The organism is uncultured Treponema sp., assembly GCF_945873775.1.
GTDB lineage: Bacteria > Spirochaetota > Spirochaetia > Treponematales > Treponemataceae > Treponema_D.
Genome location: NZ_CAMCEC010000021.1, coordinates 22,833 through 40,838, shown reverse-complemented (window position 1 = coordinate 40,838; position 18,006 = coordinate 22,833). Strand labels below are relative to the sequence as shown.

Genomic DNA, 18,006 nt, shown 5'->3' with positions numbered 1-18,006 from the left:
TTATTATACGCTATTTCTCGTCAAAAATCAACCATTTGTTGTGACAGAGCCTTTTGAAATATTATTAACAATATCTCTATTTTCATTTGTAAAACGTCTTGCATTTTCTATAAGTTCATCGTCATTTCCATCTGGATTTTTCTTTCGAAATTCTACCAATTCATCAATATTGAAATAAGAAACACGTTTAGGAAAAATAATGCTAATACAAAAAATCAACAAACCTGTTCCATATAAAAACAACAAGGCGCAAAAACTGATGCTTGTATTTTTAAATAAAATGCATATTTGTGCTGATTTTATATATTCCATAAATTGTCCAAGCATTGTTAATATCAAAGTAATTACAGCCAAATATCCAACAGCCTTAGATTCAATGCGGTCTTTAATTTCCAAATTCTGATTAATTTGCTGAATAATCATTTCTTCTACATTGATTTTATTTTTCATCTCTTTTCTTTCCCTCTTTCTTTATGCCTGTTGTATTTTACAAGCCACTGCTTATCTGAGTTGGGAATTTCTATTATTTCTGTAAGATATATTTTATTATATCCTAAAGATACTGTCAAATTATTTCTTTGAGTAATATTTTGATATTATATGCAGGAAATAAAAAGTGTGTTTGGAAAAAATGTGCAGAAATACAGGAAGCTTTTAAAACTGACACAAGAGGAGCTTGCAGAAAGAATAGACGTTTCTCAGACCTTTTTAGCAAACATTGAACATGGAAAAAGAGGCGCGAGCATGGAAACAATAGAGCTTCTTGCAAAATCTCTATCGATTCCATACACAGCTTTGTTTGAAACAGAAAAAGAAGAGCCTGTTTCAGCTATAAATAAAAAAGTTTTCTATTACGATCTTGAAGAATCTCTAAAGGATTCTATTGAAACTGCCGTGCATGAATGCATAAAGAAAAATTTAAACAGCAGCAAGTAAAATATTAAAACCCCATCTATTCCTTTTGGCGGTTTGCAATCTGCAGGTTCATTTTTTTTGCTTCCTGCAGACCTTTTAAGTATTCAACAAGCATCACAATAAAGAAAACCACAATAAAAGTCAGTTCCATTCCAACGAGCATTTTAATGTTTCCAAATCTGAACCAATCAAGTTTATAGCCGACAGCCAGAACTAAAAAATTTATAATCAAAAAATATAAAATCCGCAGAGCAATAAGTTTTCCTTTCGAAAATTCATCTTCTTTCAAAAACGGAATGTATAAAATAGAAGAAATAAAAGCAATCAGAAAAACTCCAAAAATGTAGGACAAATGCAGCTCAATATCCGCGCCCCAGCAAACATAGCAGTAAATTCCAGAACAGAGAAAAATTCCTGTTGAAATAACACAAAACATGCTTACGATTCTTGCAACTGAATTCATTTTTAGCCTCCGTTTACATTCCAAGCTTTTCTTTTAGCAATGGAACATACATTCTTGAAATTATAACTTTGTAGCCGTTTTTTAAGACAGCTTCAAATCTTCCGCCGAACGCAGGAACAAGTTTGGCGATTTTATTTATGTTCAAAACCACAGCTTTGTTCACTCTGATAAAATCCTTGGAAAGAAGCTCTTCCTCCAGCTGATAAAGCTTGCTCTTTGACTCGTAGACATTTTCTTTTGTGTATGCAAAAACATTGTTGTCCACGGATTCAAAATAAAAAATTTCCTTTGGCTCAATGACGACAATCTGCGAATCTTTAAAAACCGCAAGTTTGTCTTTTCCGCTTTTAAAAGAATTCAAAAGCCGGATTATATCGGGACTAAGGTTTGAGCACTTTACAATTATTTCGTCTTCGCTTCCTGAATCCTTGTCTAAAATTGTAATTTTCATTTTCTATATTCTACTGCTTTTGAAAAATTTTTTCTGCGTACCAGGCATTTCGCTTGGCATCTGTTTCGCGTCCTGCTTTCCTGAAATTTTCCGCTGCGCAAACGTAATAATATGCAAGCGTTGTTTTCTTTTCATCGGAAACTTCGTCAAATTCTGCACAAGATTTATAAAGCTCTGCAATGCGCTCAAAGTCTGCTCCAGCTACTGCGGATTTTTTAAACACGCTTTCTGGAACTGAAGAAGCAACATTGGCGCGGTTCAAAAGAACTTCCATTTCATCAGCAGTTCCGGCGCAAAGAGAAACAGCTTTGTCCAAATACACAAACGACTGCTTTACAAGTTTCATTGCCGCAAACACATTTGAATTTCCTCCACGGATTGCAAGGCACGAACCATAATACGCATTTGCAAGCGCAGAATTTTCCTGCTCGGCTACAAGCTCTGAAAAAAGTTTTTCGGCCTTTTTATATTCTCCCTGCTCAAAAACGCAAACTGCATATTCAAGTTTTTCTGAAAATAAAACAGGCGTATCTTTTGTTTCATCAAGCGGAATTATTTTTTGCTTTTGAAATTCATTGTAACGTTCTTTGACTGCATTTTCAAAATCTGAATTCTGCAACGAAGATTCATTTTTCATTTTTACTTCAACTGGAAAAAGAGTGCGCGAAGAAAGCTGCTGGCTCTGAGAAACTTGCGCAGAATATCCGTCGAGCAAATCGTAAATTTTTTCATCTGAATCTGAAGGCAAAAATCCACCTTTGTCCCATTCAGAAAATCCTCCAGCAACAACATAGTGCCACGTAACTTTTGAAGTGTAGAATTTCTGAAGTTCTTTTTTTGCAAGCGGAATTCTCACAAAAATTTCTTTTCCGTTATTTTTAAAATAATTTTCGGTTTCGCAAATTAAAGTCCGGCTTGAATTATAAACAGTTCCATTTTTCTTGTTTACCCAAACTGCAAAATTCCACGGATGAAAAATATCAAACTTTACATTTTCCGAATCCGCAAACAAAGGCTCTGTTGAACCGCCGTTTATATTTTCCGCGCCAATGTAAACCATAATGTTTCGCACATCAGGAATTCCGCATTTAAACTCAAGGTCAAGCTGCCAGTATTCCGGGTTCTGCTGCCAGACTGCTTCGTAAACAGGTTTATGCACGGTGTAGCGAATCAAGTCCAGAGAACCTTTTTCAAACTGCTCATAATCTGGATAATTTAATTTTCCGCTTCCGTTGTCATCACAAGATTCGTCAAAGAAATCCGAAGCAATTTTTCCGCCGTTAAGCCAAGGAGAATTTTTTAGCTTCAGCGATTTCACCATAAAATTTTGCACAGAATCTTCATTTATAAAAAACAGCGAAACACCGGCAAGACAAGTAAAGCCGCACAGAAAAACCATAAAGTAATAAATAATTTTTTTCATTTAAATCTCCTTAATAAGTTGATGTTTAATGCACAAAGAAATTCAAAATCACTTTGATTGAATCAATTGCAAAAGCCGAAGACATAATTGCTCCGAATGTAAAAGCTGCAAACCTGAACAAATTTTCTGGCGCAAAGAATTTTTGAATTCCTTTTGCAAGTCTGGATTTTGGTTCAGGTGCGCAGCATCCTTTGTTAAATCTAAACTGATAAGAAATCGCCTTTTCAGGACAAACCGCAATGCACTCTCCGCATTTTGCACAAGTAATTTCCGGCGAGCCTTTTTTCTGCTGAATTGTTGCAACATCAATCGCTCCAAACAGACAAGCCTGCGCACATTTCATGCAGCCTTTGCATTTTTCAGTGTCAATGCGCATTTTGAACGGACTTAGTTTGTCGGTCAAAGAAGCAAATGCGCCAAACGGACAAAGCATACTGCACTGTGTTCTGCGCTTAGTCAAAATCGGAAGCACAACCACAAGCCCCAAGAAAAGCCCTATAAAAATAATTCCCGCAATAAGTCCAGGAATTGTCGTCATAGGAAAAAATTCCGTCACAATTTTATACGGGCAGAACCAGTCGCAATAAAGAGCCGACATAGTTCCAAAACAGGCAAGAACCAAAAAGAACAAAAATCCAAACTGAAAGTCGCGGATTTCCTTGTTATGCGCCAAAAGATTAAGCCGCCTTTTTTTTGCAATGTGCGAAAAACCTTCATCCCAGCCGCCGTAAAAACAAACCCAGGCACACCAGCCGCGGCCAAGAACAAGAGTAAACACAAGCCAGATTGCAAGCATACTTGCAATTGAAGCAAAATGCCCAGAAACTCTTGCAGGAAAAATTACAGTCTGCGTTGCAAGATAAGACAAAAGTCCCTGAGGAATTACAATATGACAAAACGGAAGCTCGCAAGTTGCAAGAGCCTCGTTGGTAATTGCCATGCTTCCCCTTTCTGCAAAAAGATTTGCAATAAATCCAATGCAAAAAAACACAGCATAAGTTGTCAAAAAAATTCTGCGGTATATGGTTCCGCTTCCTTTCTTTTTGTTTTCTGAAAAAGTCATTCCGCCGTAAATAAACATAAGGAACAAACCATAAAAAATAGACACAGCCGAAAATCCGTTATTTGCCACGACAAAAAATAAAATGACAATCGACATCAAGCCACAAAGAACAACTGAAACAATCATTTTTTCCTCTATTAAAAAAATTAAAAAAACAGCTTTATTAAGCCTTCAAAAATAAGGAAATAAAAACCGATTAAAAACTGCGCAATCCGTGAAATTCTTTTCATCACAGGAAATATTTTTTGAACAAGCGGAATTCCAAGGAGCGGAAGAAAAAACGGAAGCGTTCCAATGTAAAAGAAAACAAGATAAAAAATTCCCTTCAGCCTGTTTGCAAAAAATACAGACCTCGCAATGGCAGCCCACAAAGGAGCGCAAATATGAAGTCCCACTGCAAGCCCCGCAAAAACCGCAGTCAAAAAATCATTGCCGGCTATTTTTAAAGAAACGCATTTGCACCCATTTTTTTTCCACGGAAACTTTGCGCCAAATGAATTTAAAAGAAGCGCAGTTCCACAGAAAATGTAGGCATACACAGAAAGCCGTCTTGCAAAATACGGATCAAAAAATTCACTTGCAAGAATTCCCATCATGCTAAAAATAAATCCAAGGAAAAAATACATTGCAAGCCTTGAAGCCAAAAATAGCCAAAGCAATCCAGCATTCCGCCTACAAGAAATTCTTTCTGTTCCGCATAAAAAAGGAATCAGCACAGGACCGCAGTACATTGCGCAGTAAGTTCCTGTTGAAAGCCCCAAAAGCACAGCTTCTAAAATCATTATTGCCTCCACTTTTAAGCAAAACTTTACAGGCTAGCAAAAAAATAGAAAAGATGATTTTAAGCAACTTGCAAAAACATGAACGTAAAATGCAAAATTTGAAAGGTAAAAATTAGAAGGAATGAAAAACTCTTCTTAAAATCATTGCTTTTTTACATAAACTCACTTATATTTTTAATTGCAGGAGGCTTGTTTTGCTTTCAGAAAAAATGACATCCGAAATATCAACTTTACTTATTAATGAAGGTTGCAGCGAAAGCTATCTTTTTGGCTCTCATATTACAGGTGAAGCAAATGAAAATTCTGACATAGATATTGGAATAAAAGGTTTGCCTCCACATAAATTTTTTGCACTCCATTCAAAACTTGAAGATGCTACTGGAAAAAATGTTGATTTAATTGACTTTGATGAAAAGCCGCAATTTTTTGCACTTCTTCAAAATCTAGGAGAATTAAAAAGAATTGGATAAATCTGTAATACTTAAAATAAATTACGAAATTTCAGAAATTGATATTCTTGTAGATAAATCAGATGTGCTAATTTCGTTATGCAAAAATAAAGAACCTGATTTTATTGAAATAACTGCAATCGGCGGCATTCTTCAATCTTTTTATAATGGAATCGAAAATATTTTTGTTCTTATTGCAAAATCATTGAATTTTGATTTCAAAACATCTCCGCAATGGCATAGAGCATTAATTGATTTTATGTTTGCCCAACCTAATTTTCTACAGCAAAAACTAAGGTTACGACTTACAGAATATATGGGATTCCGTCATTTTTATCGTCATACTTATGGTTATACAGTAAAATGGGAAAAATGCTCGCATTTATTTTTAGAAATGAAAGATTTTTGGAACATTATAAAAAAAGCTTTCAATGATTATTTAGAATCAAATAAAACAGGCGACCCGAAAGCCGCCTTGTAGTTTTTAGTTAATTTTTTTATTTTTCGACATCGTAACAGTTGATATGCAAGTCTTTCAGCTGCTGCTCGTCAACCGCGCTCGGACATTCGTCCATAGGGCTGGCTGCCAAGTTGTTCTTCGGGAAAGCGATTACTTCGTGTATGCTTTCCTCATGGCACATCAGCATGATAAGGCGGTCGAGTCCCGGAGCGATTCCTCCGTGCGGCGGCGCGCCGAACTTGAATGCCTGTACCAAAAAGCCGAATGCTTTTTCTGCGCGCTCGCGGCTGTAGCCCACGATTTCAAAAATGCGCTCCTGCAGAGCCGGGTCGTTGATACGCATTGAGCCAGAAGCAAGCTCGTATCCGTTCAAGACAAGGTCGTAAAGGTCGCCTTTTACTGCTCCCGGGTCGCTTTCCAAAGTATCCCAGTATTTTTTCTGCGGAAGAGTGAACATGTGGTGTTCTGTTTCCCACTTGTTTTCTTCCTCGTTCCATGCAAAGTATGGGAAGTCGATAATCCATGCGAAGTGGAATTCATCTTTCGGATTATAAAGATTCAAGTCTTTTCCGAGCTGCTTTCGGACAGCACCGAGCGCAACGCACGCTGTCTGCCATTTTTCATCGCTTACGAACAGAAGAAGGTCGTTCTTTTCTGCACCGAGCTTTGAGCAAATTTCAGCTTCTTTTCCGGCAAAGAACTTTGAGATTCCGCCTTCAAATTTTCCTTCCGCGTCAATTTTCAACCATGCAAGGCCTTTCGCGTGGTTGATTTTTGCGACTGCTTCAAGAGCTTCGATGTGCTTTCTTGAATATTTGTCCGCAGCGTTCTTCACAACAAGGGCTTTAAGTCCGCTTCTCTTGTGTCGCTCAATGTTCTTGTCTGCGTTTGCGGCTCCAGCCTTGAATGCGTTAAAGTCGCTCAAATCCGCCATAAACGCCGCGTCCTGCATCTTCATGTCAAAACGCAGATCCGGCTTGTCGCTTCCGTAAAGGTCAAATGCGTCGTCCCAGCTGATTCTGTCAAAATGAACCGGAAGCTCGTAGTTCAGCGTCTTTTTGAAGATGTGGCGCATAAGCTCTTCTGTTGTATCAAGAACTTCCTCACGGTTTGTAAAGCTCATTTCCATATCAATCTGGGTGAATTCCGGCTGGCGGTCTCCACGAGCATCCTCATCGCGGTAGCAGCGTGCAATCTGGAAATACTTGTCGAATCCAGAGACCATAAGAAGCTGCTTGTAAAGCTGAGGCGACTGCGGTAAAGAATAGAATTTTCCCGGGTGAACACGGCTCGGAACCAAATAGTCGCGCGCGCCTTCCGGAGTGGACTTTATGAATGTAGGAGTTTCAATTTCCAAAAATCCTTTTGAAGTCAAAAATTCGCGTGTTGCAAAAGTTACCGCCGAACGCAAGATGATGTTGTGCTGCATAGGCTCGCGGCGCAAATCAAGATAGCGGTATTTTAGACGCAAATCCTCGTTTGGAAGAACAACTGTTCCGTCTTTCTGGCGAACTTCCTCAATAGAAAATGGAAGCTCCTGCGAAGTTGTGAAAATCTCGATGTCGATTGCTTCAACTTCGATTTCGCCAGTCGCCATTTCCTTGTTCACGTCTTTTTCCGCGCGGGCTGCAACAACGCCCTCAACAGCGATACAATATTCTGACTTTAAGGAAGCGGCGGTTTTCTTAACTTCGTCCGAAGCATTGTCGCCGACCATCACCTGTGTGATTCCATAGCGGTCGCGCAAGCGGATAAAAACAAGTCCGCCCAAGTCGCGTGTGCGGCTAACCCAGCCGTTCAATACAACTTTCTTGCCGACGTCAGCCTTTGTAAGCTCGCCGCAAGTTACAGTTCTCTTAGAATTTTTCATAAGATATTCCTTTTTGCCGCGGCATGAATCCGCGTTGATTTTATTTGCGAAAAATTTACAAGAAAATATTTTAATGTTTCACAATTTTTTTTACAACAACCTTTTTAAGCAGCAAGCCGGACAAATTTAAACCTTGAACGCGCCTTTTTCTGCAAGGCTCAGGAACGCTTTTACAACATCAGGGTCAAACTGCTTGCCGCTGTTCATCTTAAAGTCCTCTATAATTTTTTCCAGCGGAAAAGCCTTTATATAGCAGCGGTCTTGGCTCATGCAGTCAAAAACATCAGCAACAGAAATAATGCGCACAATTTCAGGAATTTCATTTCCTTTAAGGCCTTTAGGGTATCCTGTGCCATCAATGCGCTCGTGGTGATAAAGGGCGGCAAGGCAAGCGTCTGGAATCAATGTAAGTTCCTTTAGAAGATTGTAGCCTGTTGTTGTGTGGCTTTGCATAAGCTTGTATTCATCATCAGTAAGCTTTTCAGGCTTTCTTATAATTTCGTCAGGAATAGCGATTTTTCCGCAGTCATGGAAAAGTCCGCAATAATAGGCATTAAGACATTCATCGCTGGACTTGCCCATTTCCTTTGCAAGCATATACGAGTATTTTGCAACGCGTTCAGAGTGTCCGCCTGTGTAAATGTCCTTGGCATCGATAAATTTTGTAAACGCTTTTATTACCTGCTCAAGAGTAAGCCTGTCGTGCTCGCGCTCCCTTTCTTTTGCAAGCCTTATCGAATGAAGCCTGATTCTTGAAATCACAAGACAAAGCCACATTATGTAAAAAAGCAAAAAGGCATAGAAAAACGGACGGTAAAATAAATCATTTTCAAACTTGTAATTTACTTTCCAAGATTTGAATTTCATTAAGCTGTCTGTATCTTCTGTGTAGAAAACAAAGCCCATGGAAATGCTGTTCACATCCTGCACTCTGCCCGGAATATATTTTTCTATGCTTGGATAAAAAACAATTCTGCTTCCAGGATCAAGCGGAATAAGAATGTTGTTCAGATTTTTTATTGTCCTAATTGAAAAGTCAGATTCCTTCGCTTTTTTTAAGTCTATTAAAGGCTGAGACGGATTTTTTTCAGCCCGGCTTTTGTAAATTTCAACAAATCCGTTCCAGGCATTGTTCAGATAGCAAGGCTGCGTTATGTTTATTTCCACGCTCCAGTCTTTTATTGCGCGCTTGTTAAGATTTTTTACAACTCCAGTGTAAATTCTGCCTGTAAGATTTCCTTTTCCCGGATGAATAGAAGCAATGTAAGGAACATAAGTTGTCCAGACATCGCCTTTTAGCTGACGTTTTCCTATTGAAAACTGAACATCTGGAGAAATATCATTTTCGGTAATAAATTCCTTTGTTGTGGCGAATATAAAAAATCCGACTGTTACAGCCACAAACGAAACTGCGAGAAGAACTATATAAATTTTCTTTAAGAACTTTTTCATAGCAGCATCTTTTCCATGATAAACTGCCGTACTTTTTACACGACAGTTTTTTAAGCTCTTTTATTCCATGCAGCCTGAAATCAAATAAACAAGCGGCGAATTCCAGTAAATTGTAACTTCGTTGCATGAATAACTTTGAACACTGTCTATGTAGCAGGCAGCATAAGGAGCGTCAGAAAGATTTGCACGCGCAAAAGGATCTTCAAGCTTTGAGTCAGGGCCGCCTACAAGCATTCCCGGCATAGGCTTTTTGGCAACTTGCGAAGGTCTGTGGTGCGGAAGAATCGGAGAAAGTGTTCCAAATCCAGTTACAAAACAGTACGAAGTTGTATTTTTTCCAAGCAAATAGTCAATCTGGCATTTTGCAGCTTCTTTGTATTTTTTGTTTGGAGAAATTCTGTCCGCCAGCAAGAAAAGCATTCCGTTGTTTGCGACTCCCATATTACTTCCCCAGACATATTCATACATTGAAAGTGAAACATCGTAAGAATCCGCGGCAACATTCTTGAGTTTTTCATTAGTCTTTGAAAGAAACGCCTTTTGTACTTTTTGATAAAATGAATCTTTTGGAGCATCACTTGAAAGATATTCAAAAAGTCCGTAAAGCCCAACCTGCTGCCAACCAAGATCCTGTCCGATTTCAAACGGATCATAAACTTTTAAAAGCTCAAGATATTTTTCGTCCCCAAAAGTTTTATAAAGCTCTGCAAGCGCCCAAAATCTTTCATCAGCATCCTGCGAATCATTGTAAGCTCCGGTTGTAAACAAAATCGGATTTGTAAAACCTTTTCCGTCAAAAGGAGTTTTTTCAAGATAGCCCCATGCCTTTTTTGCGGCATCGGAATATTTTGCGCTTTCCTCATATTCTTTGAAAATTCTTGAAGCCATTGCCATTGCAGCGGCAAAATCAGCAGTAGCGGCAGTTGAAACAGGACACAAAACGAGTCTGTCTTTTTCGTCCTGCGGCATAACTTCTCCAGGAAATTCTCTGCAAGAAACTTTATGGAACACAGCCCCGGTTTCTGGAATTTGCATTTTAAGCATCCAGTCAAGCTCGTATTTTATTTCATCAAGAATATTTTCAGAAGCAAACGCATTTTTGTTGTGCTCATAGGCAAGCATCAGGTCGCAGGCAGCCTTTGCGGCAGGAACAACATAGCGTCCGTAGTCGCCGGCATCGTGCCAGCCGCCGTTCACATCGTAAGAAGTTTCAACATTGCCGTAAACAACTGCGCGCGTTGTGTGGCATTCCGGGTGACCAAAATCCGCATCCTGAACTTTTGTTCCGCATCTTTGCAGATAAAAAAATCTTATTGCGCTTTTTAAAATTCCATCGTAAATATTGTTTGCAATTTTAAACTCGAATGACTCGCCGTATTTTCCAGCCTTGATTTTGTAAGTTCCTTCCGCGGAAAGTTTTGAAAAATCCGCAATTGCAGTCTGCTCGCCAGAAGCTTCATTAAATTTTGCATTTTTCAGCTTACCGGAAAAAACAACAGCTTCAGTTTTTGTGTCTATAACATCAAAAGTTCCAGAAATTTTCGCTCTTTTCTTTGAACGGACAACAGCAGTTTTCTTTGCGGAAGGCAAATACCCCAGCTGGTTCAAATTGACATTTGAAGTCGTTGTTGAAGTAACAATTTCAGTAATTCCAGAAGCGTCAACAAGCTCAAGATCAAAGTTATCAAAGAAAATTGAATGTCCCTTCATGTCTTTCGGGCAACCTTTTCCCATTCCAACATTCAAAACAAGCCGCGGAGAAAAATCTGTAGGCTCACGCATTGTAAATGTAGATTCAATGTGCTTGGTTTCTTTTCCCACAGAATCCCAGCCGCCAACATAAGCGTGGTAATCTCTTCCGTTCACCTGAAGCCGCCATTCAAAAGTTCTTTCTATAGAAGAATGAACGTCAAAAGAATATTTGTAAACGCCGCCCTTGTACAAAGAAAATCCGTCAAAATACGGCTGAATTGCATATTCATAAGGTCCGGGATTTTTTATGCGGATTTCCATTTCGCCGTTTTCAGTTACAAGCTGATCCGCGCTTCCATTTGAAAGGAACATATCCCAGAATTTTTTTCCTTTGCTGAAATCTCCGTTTTTTATAAGATTTGAAGTTGGCTCAGATTCTTCCGGCTCTTCGTTTTTTGCGGATTTTCCAAAAGCAAACGAAACAAGCAAAGCCGATGCCACCAAAAGAGAAAAAATCAGTTTTTTCATAAAAGCTCCTATGAAATATAAGCTGATTTGACACTCGGAATAGATTATAATCCGCTTTTTGCAAATTAGAAAGGTCTGAAATATAAATTTAACAAAATTTATATAAATGCTTGATAAAATCTTGATATTAAAACAAATTTCTAAATAGCTGCCTAACTGTCATTCCAATGTTAACAAGGTTGTCATTGCCGTGCTTGACACGGCAATCTGTTGTAAAACTCAACTTTGCAAAAAAAATCCCCGCGCAAAACAAAAATTTAAATTCTGCACGGGGAATATTCAGTTGCGCTTTAAAAATTAAGCTCTTCCGTAAAGATGCGTAAAGTGCGCAAGGAAATTCTTGGAATCTTCTGAAAACTGCTCTTTTGTTGCGCGCCATTTCCAGTTGTTTCCGACTGTTGACGGAATATTCATGCGGGCTTCTTTGCCAAGTCCAATCAAATCCTGCATAGTAAGAATGCAAGTATTTGCAACGCTTGACATTGCGGCAATCATCATTTCTTTTACAACATCGCGGTTTTCTTTTACACGAAGATATTCTTTTGCATTTTCTACGTCTTTTTTCGCGGCAGTTTCTGTCCAGCCAAGAATTGTGTCGTTGTCATGAGTTCCTGTGTAAACAACGCAATTCTGTGTGTAGCGGTAAGGAATGTAGTCGCTTGTCTCACGTGAATCAAATGCAAACTGAAGAACTTTCATTCCAGGGAATCCTGAATCCTTTAAAAGCTGCTTTACGCTGTCTGTAAGAAATCCAAGGTCTTCCGCAATAACAGGCATTTCGCCAAACTGCTTTTTAAGAGAATTGAACAAATCCATTCCCGGTCCCTGACGCCAAACGCCAACTTTCGCATTTGTAGAGCCATAAGGAATACAATAGAAAGAATCAAATCCGCGGAAATGGTCAATTCTTATAACATCGTAAATCGCCATGCTTTTTTCAAGGCGTTTTTTCCACCAGGCGTAATCAGTCTGCTTCATGTATTCCCAGTTGTATACAGGATTTCCCCAAAGCTGACCGTCCGCAGAAAAACCATCTGGAGGGCAGCCGGCAACTTCAATTGGCTTGTAATTTTCGTCAAGCATAAACTGGCTTGGATTTGACCAAACATCTGAACTGTCTGCCGCAACATAAATCGGAATATCGCCTATAATTTGAATTCCTTTTTCATTCGCATATTTTTTAAGGGCGTACCACTGCTTAAAGAAGAAATACTGAAGCATTTTGTAGTACTGCATACGTTCCGCAGATTTCTTTTTCCAAGCATCAAGGGCATCTGGCTTTCTGCAGCGAATGTCTTCTTCCCAAAAGTCAAACGCGATTCCACCGTGCGCATCTTTTATCGCCATAAAAAGCGAATAGTCTTCAAGCCAAAACGCATTTTCAGCACAGAAAGAATCAAAGTCAGATGGAATGTTTTTGTTGAAATTTTTCTGGATTATTGAAAAAACTTTATGGCGTTCAATATAAAGTGTTCCGTAGTCCACATAACGCTCGTTGCCGCCCCAGTTTACATTTTCGTAGTCGGATTTCTGCAAAAATCCCTGCTCCGCCAAAAAGTCAAAATCAATAAAATAAGGATTTCCGGCAAAAGTAGAAAAGCTCTGGTAAGGCGAATCTCCATAGCTTGTAGGGCAAACCGGAAGAATCTGCCAGTACTTTTGGTCTGCGCTTTTCAGATAATCAACAAACTCATAGGCGTTTTTGCCCATTGTTCCAATTCCTGTTTTTCCAGGTAAAGATGAAATGTGCATCAGCACACCGCAAGCACGTTTGTTCAACATATATTTCCTCGTAAATATTAAATTTATTTATTTACAATTGATTTCACAGTTTCGCCTTCGACAAATTCAAACGGAATAATCTTATGAACTGCCGGAGCTTTTTTTTCAACGCAGTCTATAAAAGTTTTAAGTCCTTGTATAGCCAGATCCTCATTTGACTGCTTTACAGTTGTAATTCTAGGACAATAAAAATCCGCAATGGAAAGTCCGTCGAATCCGATTATAGAAATATCTTCTGGAATTGAATAGCCCATCTGCTTAAGTTTACGGCACGCTCCAATCGCCATAACATCAGACATACAGAAAATTGCAGTCAAGTCAGGAAATTTTTTTATAAGCTCTTCCGCCGCGGAAGCTCCGCCTTCAAAACTGTAGCGGGTTGTAACGTAAGATTTTTCAAAATCAAAATCAAGTCCTGCAAGCTCAAGGCCTTCAATAAATCCGTCGTAGCGGTTTTTAGAAGTTTCAGAACTTTCAAAGTCGCCGCCAATCACCCCGATTTTTGTGTGTCCGTGCTTTACAAAATAGCGGGCAACATAAAGCGAAGCCTGAAATTCATCAGTGCTTACACTTGAAAGATTTTCAAAGCCTTCTTTTTTTGGCTTGGTAGTAATAAGAATGCAAGGCACTTTTATTTTTTTAAAGTCCTCGCTGAATCGTTCTGGATTTCCGCCCAAAAAGACAAAGCCGAGCGGTTTTTTTTCGTAGTAGATATTCAAGGCGCACTGGGCTTCATTGCTGTATTCACCGACAATCTCGTTGTCATATTCATCAAGAATAACAACGCTTGCATTGTATGGAAGTTTTTCAATCCGCTTTTGCATAAGCTCAAGAATATTGTAAAAAAGCATATTGTTTGTTCCTTTTACAATAATCACAATTGTCTTGCTTCCGCGGGATTTAAGTTCCTTTGCGTTTTTATTAAGAACAAAGTCATGCTTGGCTACAACTTCCAGAACTTTCTTGCGCATTTCATCGCTTACGTAAGCCTGATTATTTAAAACACGCGAAACAGTTCCAACGGCGCAGCCACACTCTCTAGCAATATCCTTGATTGTCATATAAAACCTTCCTGCATTTTTAAATAAGCTGTTTTTACCTTAAAAGCAATACGGCAAAAGAGCGGAAATCCGCCCTCAAGCCTGAATGTGTCCTTAGCCTTTTACCGCCCCGGAAATTACGCCTTTTATAATGTATTTCTGCGAAGCAATGTAGAAAATTACAATCGGAATAATCGCAAGAACAAGCATCGCCATGAATCCGCCGTAATCAGTTGCGCCGTAAGCTCCCTGCATTGCAATCTGAATTGCAACAGGAACAGTTTTGTGGTCAGTTCCCAAAATAAGATAAGGAAGCAAATAGTCGTTCCAAACCCACATCGAATTCAAGATTGAAACCGTAATAATAGTAGGCTTTAGAATCGGGAAAACAACAAGGAAGAAAGTCTGAAGCGGATTGCAGCCGTCAATTTCAGCAGCTTCTTCAATTTCAAGCGGAACAGCCTTTACAAATCCCGTAAACATAAACACAGAAAGTCCGGCTCCGAATCCAAGGTAAACAAAGACAATTCCAAAAACATTGTCAAAGCTGATTCTGTTTACAATGAAAGTCATTGTGTACATAACCATCTGGAACGGAACAATCATGCTGAATGCAAACAGGAAATAAATTGCCTTTGTAAATTTGTTTTTTACACGGACAATGAACCAGGAAGCCATTGATGTGCAGACAATAATCACAAGAACCGAAGCAATTGAAACCCACACAGAGCGGATAAACGAAATAAAGAATCCCGAAGACGAAAGTCCGTTCAGGTAATTTTCAAAACCAACGAAAGTCTCTGAGTTCGGCATTGCAAACGGCGAACTTGAAATATAAAGGCGAGACTTAAAGGAATTGAGCAAAACAAGCAAAATCGGAATTAAAAATATAGCCGAAAGCAAGCAAAGAAAAACAAAAGCTATTGTGTTGCTGCAGGTCTTCTGCTTTGAAAGTGTCATTGTTCAACCTCCTTCTGGTTTGTAAGCTTAAGCTGAATAAATGCAATAGCCGCAACTATAATGAAGAAAACAACAGCCTTAGCCTGTCCAACTCCGTGCCAGTGCATATTGCGTCCGTAGAAAGCGTTATATATGTTCAAAGCAAGCATCTCAGTTGTTTTTTCTGGAGCGCCGGCTGTCAATGCCAAGTTCTGGTCAAACATCTTGAATGTGTTTGTAAGCGTAAGGAAAGTACAAATTGTAATTGAAGGCATTACCATTGGAATTTTTATCTTGAAAAGGACAGTCATTGAAGAAGCTCCGTCAATCTGAGCCGCCTCAATCAGATCATTCGGAATATTCTGAAGTCCGGCAATGTAAATTACCATCATATATCCGATGAGCTGCCAGTTTGTAAGGATTACAAGTCCCCAAAAACCAAACTGCGTCTTAAAAGTTATGTCCATTCCAAAGTGCGAAAGAACGCCGTTTATAAGAAGATTCCAAATATATCCCAAAACGATTCCGCCAATTAAGTTCGGCATAAAGAAAATCGAGCGGAAAATCGAAACTCCTTTAAGTTCCCTTGTAAGAAGAACCGCAAGGCTGAATGCAAAAACATTTACAGTTACAATTGAAACAACAGTGAATAATGAAGTAAAACCCAGAGCGTGAATAAATTCATTGTCCGCGGTAAAAGCCTTGATATAGTTCGCAAAGCCAACCCAAGTAGCATCTGTAACAGTAGGAAAGTCCGTGAAAGAAAGTCCGATTCCCATTAAAAAAGGAATCACGAAAAACATTGCAAATGCCAGCAAAGTAGGCAAAAGAAATATAGGGAAATACCCCGCCAATGGTTTTTTCATTTTTCACCTCTGAAGAATTGAAAGGCATTCCTGCGGCAAAACCAATTGCATGATAAGCCCCACCGCAGGAACAGATATATTTTTAACTAATGAAGGACTGTGAAAGACACGCGGAATCTTTTTCAGACTCCGCGAAAATTCTACATATTAGATTCTTTTTCCCATGTAGAAACAACATCAGCTGCAACATCGTCCCAGCTCTTTGAACCCTGTGCATATCTAAGCAAAGAAGCTCCGAAGTTGTCTTTGAATGTCTGTGAAGGGAACAATGTGAAGTTCCATGCAACAGAAGTAATTCCAGGCTTGCTCATCCAGTTGCTGATTTCAACTGCAAGAGGATCTGTTGGACGTTCGCTGTCAGAGAATGTGTCAAACGGAGCAATGAATCCAAGCTTGTTTGTTACATAGTTCTTTCCAAAGTCGCTTGAATAGAGCCAGTATACGAAGTCTGCTGTAGCTTTCTGCTCTTCTGCTGAAGCTTTTGCGTTGATACAATAGAAGTTTTCTGTTCCAATGCACAAGCCCTGTGATTCTTCGCCTTCAACTCCTGTGTAGATTGGAAGATATTTTACATTTTCTGGAAGAACTTTGTTTCCCGAAACACCAGCAACCTGTCCCCAAGCCCAGTTTCCGTTCTGAACCATTACACATTTTTCAAGAGCAAATTCAGACATAGAATCTGTAACTGTTTTTGTTCCAACAGCCTTGCGGTCAACAGTTGAATCGTTCAAATAAAGGTCAAGAATGTTCTGGAATTCTTTTCCGTACTGGAACTTGATTTTCTTTGTTGCGTCAGAAGCAAGGTCAATTTTGTTGTTCTTGAATTCATAGTAAACTGGAAGGTTTGCAAGGTGAGTCTGCCATCTCCAGTCTTCGCCGGCTTTCAATGATGTAGAAGCGAAAACACCATCGATTCCAAGAACTTTTGCGTTCTTCTGCATATCATCAGCAACAGCCTTGAGCTTTGCAAAGTTGTTTACTTCTTCCATGCTTGAATATGGAACTGCCTTGTTTGAAAGAGCAAAATATTTGTCTGTGAGAGCCTTGTTGTAAATGATTCCGTAGCCTTCTACAACATAAGGAACACCGTAAACTCCTTTTCCAGAAGTTACAGCCAAAGACTTGTCAGAAAGATGCTTGTAGATTTCTGTGTTTGAAAGATCTGCGCAATATGATTTCCAGTTTGCATATCCGCGTGGTCCGTTAATCTGGAAAAGAGTTGGAGCTTCTTTTGTTGACATTTTTGACATAAGAGTCTGTTCATAGGAATTGTTTGCCGCTGTTTCAACAACAACTTTTACGCCAGTTTCTTTCTCATACTCATCTGCAAGTTCCTGATAAACACCTGCAACTTCCGGCTTGAAGTTCAAATAGCGAACTGTGAGCTGTTTTTTTCCGCCGCATGAAGCAAGCATAAAAGCAGAAGATGCCGCCATAGCAACGGCAGCTGCAACTTTAACAAATTTTTTCATTTTTCCTCCTAAAAAAAAATCCAAAACAATAAAATACATAGCATGGAACGTGGAAACGTTTCCATAGTTTCAGTATACACATTATAAAAATATTGTCAATTTTTTTTTCAAAAGTTTTATTTGAATGAATTTTGTTTTATTTTTTAGAAGATTTCATTATATTTTTGTGGAAACGTTCTTAGAATTTGTCGCATTTTTCAACAAACAAATTAGCCCAAATATCAAGTTTTATAATTTAACGTCATTATCCAGCTCGACCGGATAATCTAATATAATGTAAAAGATTCCCGTGTCAAGCACGGGAATGACAGTTAAGAAGTCGTTTTTAACAATATTTCAGCATAAAACCGTGGCAACTC

At 38.9% G+C, this 18,006-nt stretch carries 17 protein-coding genes; 3 read left to right on the top strand and 14 right to left on the bottom strand.

Features of this window, described 5'->3' with window-relative positions; translation table 11 throughout:
• Positions 1–27 precede the first annotated feature (27 nt).
• Positions 28–450 (bottom strand): hypothetical protein, encoded by a 423-nt coding sequence (locus Q0N70_RS09880; protein ID WP_294016276.1) that lies wholly within the window; start codon positions 448–450, stop codon positions 28–30.
• 150 nt (positions 451–600) lie between these two features.
• Here Q0N70_RS09880 and Q0N70_RS09875 point away from each other — a divergent pair, with 150 nt between their 5' ends.
• Positions 601–936: a helix-turn-helix transcriptional regulator gene (locus Q0N70_RS09875; RefSeq protein ID WP_294016274.1), complete on the top strand. Its 336-nt coding sequence runs from the start codon at positions 601–603 to the stop codon at positions 934–936.
• A 16-nt stretch (positions 937–952) separates the two neighbouring features.
• Here Q0N70_RS09875 and Q0N70_RS09870 read toward each other — a convergent pair whose 3' ends face one another.
• From Q0N70_RS09870 to Q0N70_RS09850, 5 genes are read right to left on the bottom strand one after another with little or no spacing between them, the layout of a single operon-like run.
• A complete protein-coding gene (locus Q0N70_RS09870) occupies positions 953–1,378 on the bottom strand; it encodes a DUF3021 family protein (protein ID WP_294016272.1) in 426 nt (141 codons plus the stop codon).
• A 13-nt stretch (positions 1,379–1,391) separates the two neighbouring features.
• Entirely contained in the window at positions 1,392–1,829 is a 438-nt protein-coding gene (locus Q0N70_RS09865) for a LytTR family DNA-binding domain-containing protein (RefSeq protein WP_294016270.1), read from the bottom strand.
• A 10-nt stretch (positions 1,830–1,839) separates the two neighbouring features.
• Entirely contained in the window at positions 1,840–3,252 is a 1,413-nt protein-coding gene (locus tag Q0N70_RS09860) for a glucodextranase DOMON-like domain-containing protein (RefSeq protein WP_294016268.1), read from the bottom strand.
• 25 nt (positions 3,253–3,277) lie between these two features.
• A complete protein-coding gene (locus Q0N70_RS09855; RefSeq protein WP_294016266.1) occupies positions 3,278–4,441 on the bottom strand; it encodes a 4Fe-4S binding protein in 1,164 nt (387 codons plus the stop codon).
• 20 nt (positions 4,442–4,461) lie between these two features.
• The gene (locus Q0N70_RS09850) at positions 4,462–5,097 is read right to left on the bottom strand and encodes a sulfite exporter TauE/SafE family protein (RefSeq protein WP_294016264.1); all 636 of its coding nucleotides are present in this window, start codon (positions 5,095–5,097) and stop codon (positions 4,462–4,464) included.
• A gap of 194 nt (positions 5,098–5,291) precedes the next feature.
• Here Q0N70_RS09850 and Q0N70_RS09845 point away from each other — a divergent pair, with 194 nt between their 5' ends.
• Complete coding sequence (locus tag Q0N70_RS09845) at positions 5,292–5,567, top strand: nucleotidyltransferase family protein (protein WP_294016262.1); 276 nt, start codon at positions 5,292–5,294, stop codon at positions 5,565–5,567.
• Positions 5,560–6,027, top strand: a complete 468-nt coding sequence (locus tag Q0N70_RS09840) for a hypothetical protein (RefSeq protein ID WP_294016260.1) — start codon at positions 5,560–5,562, stop codon at positions 6,025–6,027. Before Q0N70_RS09845 ends, Q0N70_RS09840 begins: the two co-directional genes overlap by 8 nt.
• A 16-nt stretch (positions 6,028–6,043) precedes the next feature.
• Here Q0N70_RS09840 and aspS read toward each other — a convergent pair whose 3' ends face one another.
• From aspS to Q0N70_RS09800, 8 genes are all read right to left on the bottom strand, one after another.
• On the bottom strand, positions 6,044–7,876 hold the full coding sequence (aspS, locus tag Q0N70_RS09835; RefSeq protein ID WP_294016257.1) for an aspartate--tRNA ligase: 1,833 nt from the start codon (positions 7,874–7,876) through the stop codon (positions 6,044–6,046).
• Positions 7,877–8,002: 126 nt separating this feature from the next.
• Positions 8,003–9,328, bottom strand: a complete 1,326-nt coding sequence (locus Q0N70_RS09830; RefSeq protein WP_294016255.1) for an HD-GYP domain-containing protein — start codon at positions 9,326–9,328, stop codon at positions 8,003–8,005.
• A gap of 60 nt (positions 9,329–9,388) precedes the next feature.
• Entirely contained in the window at positions 9,389–11,548 is a 2,160-nt protein-coding gene (locus Q0N70_RS09825; protein WP_294016253.1) for a glycoside hydrolase family 9 protein, read from the bottom strand.
• 297 nt (positions 11,549–11,845) lie between these two features.
• The gene (gene malQ / locus Q0N70_RS09820; protein ID WP_294016251.1) at positions 11,846–13,330 is read right to left on the bottom strand and encodes a 4-alpha-glucanotransferase; all 1,485 of its coding nucleotides are present in this window, start codon (positions 13,328–13,330) and stop codon (positions 11,846–11,848) included.
• A gap of 23 nt (positions 13,331–13,353) precedes the next feature.
• Complete coding sequence (locus Q0N70_RS09815; RefSeq protein WP_294016249.1) at positions 13,354–14,391, bottom strand: LacI family DNA-binding transcriptional regulator; 1,038 nt, start codon at positions 14,389–14,391, stop codon at positions 13,354–13,356.
• A gap of 93 nt (positions 14,392–14,484) precedes the next feature.
• A complete protein-coding gene (locus Q0N70_RS09810; RefSeq protein ID WP_294016247.1) occupies positions 14,485–15,330 on the bottom strand; it encodes a carbohydrate ABC transporter permease in 846 nt (281 codons plus the stop codon).
• A complete protein-coding gene (locus tag Q0N70_RS09805; protein ID WP_294016245.1) occupies positions 15,327–16,175 on the bottom strand; it encodes a carbohydrate ABC transporter permease in 849 nt (282 codons plus the stop codon). Before Q0N70_RS09805 ends, Q0N70_RS09810 begins: the two co-directional genes overlap by 4 nt.
• Positions 16,176–16,315: 140 nt before the next feature.
• Positions 16,316–17,647, bottom strand: a complete 1,332-nt coding sequence (locus tag Q0N70_RS09800; RefSeq protein ID WP_294016243.1) for an ABC transporter substrate-binding protein — start codon at positions 17,645–17,647, stop codon at positions 16,316–16,318.
• Positions 17,648–18,006: the final 359 nt, after the last annotated feature.

Bases quoted from the DNA above. Each gene is read 5' to 3' on its own strand.
- Q0N70_RS09880 (WP_294016276.1), bottom strand. From the start codon at position 450: ATGAAAAATAAAATCAATGTAGAAGAAATGATTATTCAGCAAATTAAT.
- Q0N70_RS09875 (WP_294016274.1), top strand. From the start codon at position 601: ATGCAGGAAATAAAAAGTGTGTTTGGAAAAAATGTGCAGAAATACAGG.
- Q0N70_RS09870 (WP_294016272.1), bottom strand. From the start codon at position 1,378: ATGAATTCAGTTGCAAGAATCGTAAGCATGTTTTGTGTTATTTCAACA.
- Q0N70_RS09865 (WP_294016270.1), bottom strand. From the start codon at position 1,829: ATGAAAATTACAATTTTAGACAAGGATTCAGGAAGCGAAGACGAAATA.
- Q0N70_RS09860 (WP_294016268.1), bottom strand. From the start codon at position 3,252: ATGAAAAAAATTATTTATTACTTTATGGTTTTTCTGTGCGGCTTTACT.
- Q0N70_RS09855 (WP_294016266.1), bottom strand. From the start codon at position 4,441: ATGATTGTTTCAGTTGTTCTTTGTGGCTTGATGTCGATTGTCATTTTA.
- Q0N70_RS09850 (WP_294016264.1), bottom strand. From the start codon at position 5,097: ATGATTTTAGAAGCTGTGCTTTTGGGGCTTTCAACAGGAACTTACTGC.
- aspS (WP_294016257.1), bottom strand. From the start codon at position 7,876: ATGAAAAATTCTAAGAGAACTGTAACTTGCGGCGAGCTTACAAAGGCT.
- Q0N70_RS09830 (WP_294016255.1), bottom strand. From the start codon at position 9,328: ATGAAAAAGTTCTTAAAGAAAATTTATATAGTTCTTCTCGCAGTTTCG.
- Q0N70_RS09825 (WP_294016253.1), bottom strand. From the start codon at position 11,548: ATGAAAAAACTGATTTTTTCTCTTTTGGTGGCATCGGCTTTGCTTGTT.
- malQ (WP_294016251.1), bottom strand. From the start codon at position 13,330: ATGTTGAACAAACGTGCTTGCGGTGTGCTGATGCACATTTCATCTTTA.
- Q0N70_RS09815 (WP_294016249.1), bottom strand. From the start codon at position 14,391: ATGACAATCAAGGATATTGCTAGAGAGTGTGGCTGCGCCGTTGGAACT.
- Q0N70_RS09810 (WP_294016247.1), bottom strand. From the start codon at position 15,330: ATGACACTTTCAAAGCAGAAGACCTGCAGCAACACAATAGCTTTTGTT.
- Q0N70_RS09805 (WP_294016245.1), bottom strand. From the start codon at position 16,175: ATGAAAAAACCATTGGCGGGGTATTTCCCTATATTTCTTTTGCCTACT.
- Q0N70_RS09800 (WP_294016243.1), bottom strand. From the start codon at position 17,647: ATGAAAAAATTTGTTAAAGTTGCAGCTGCCGTTGCTATGGCGGCATCT.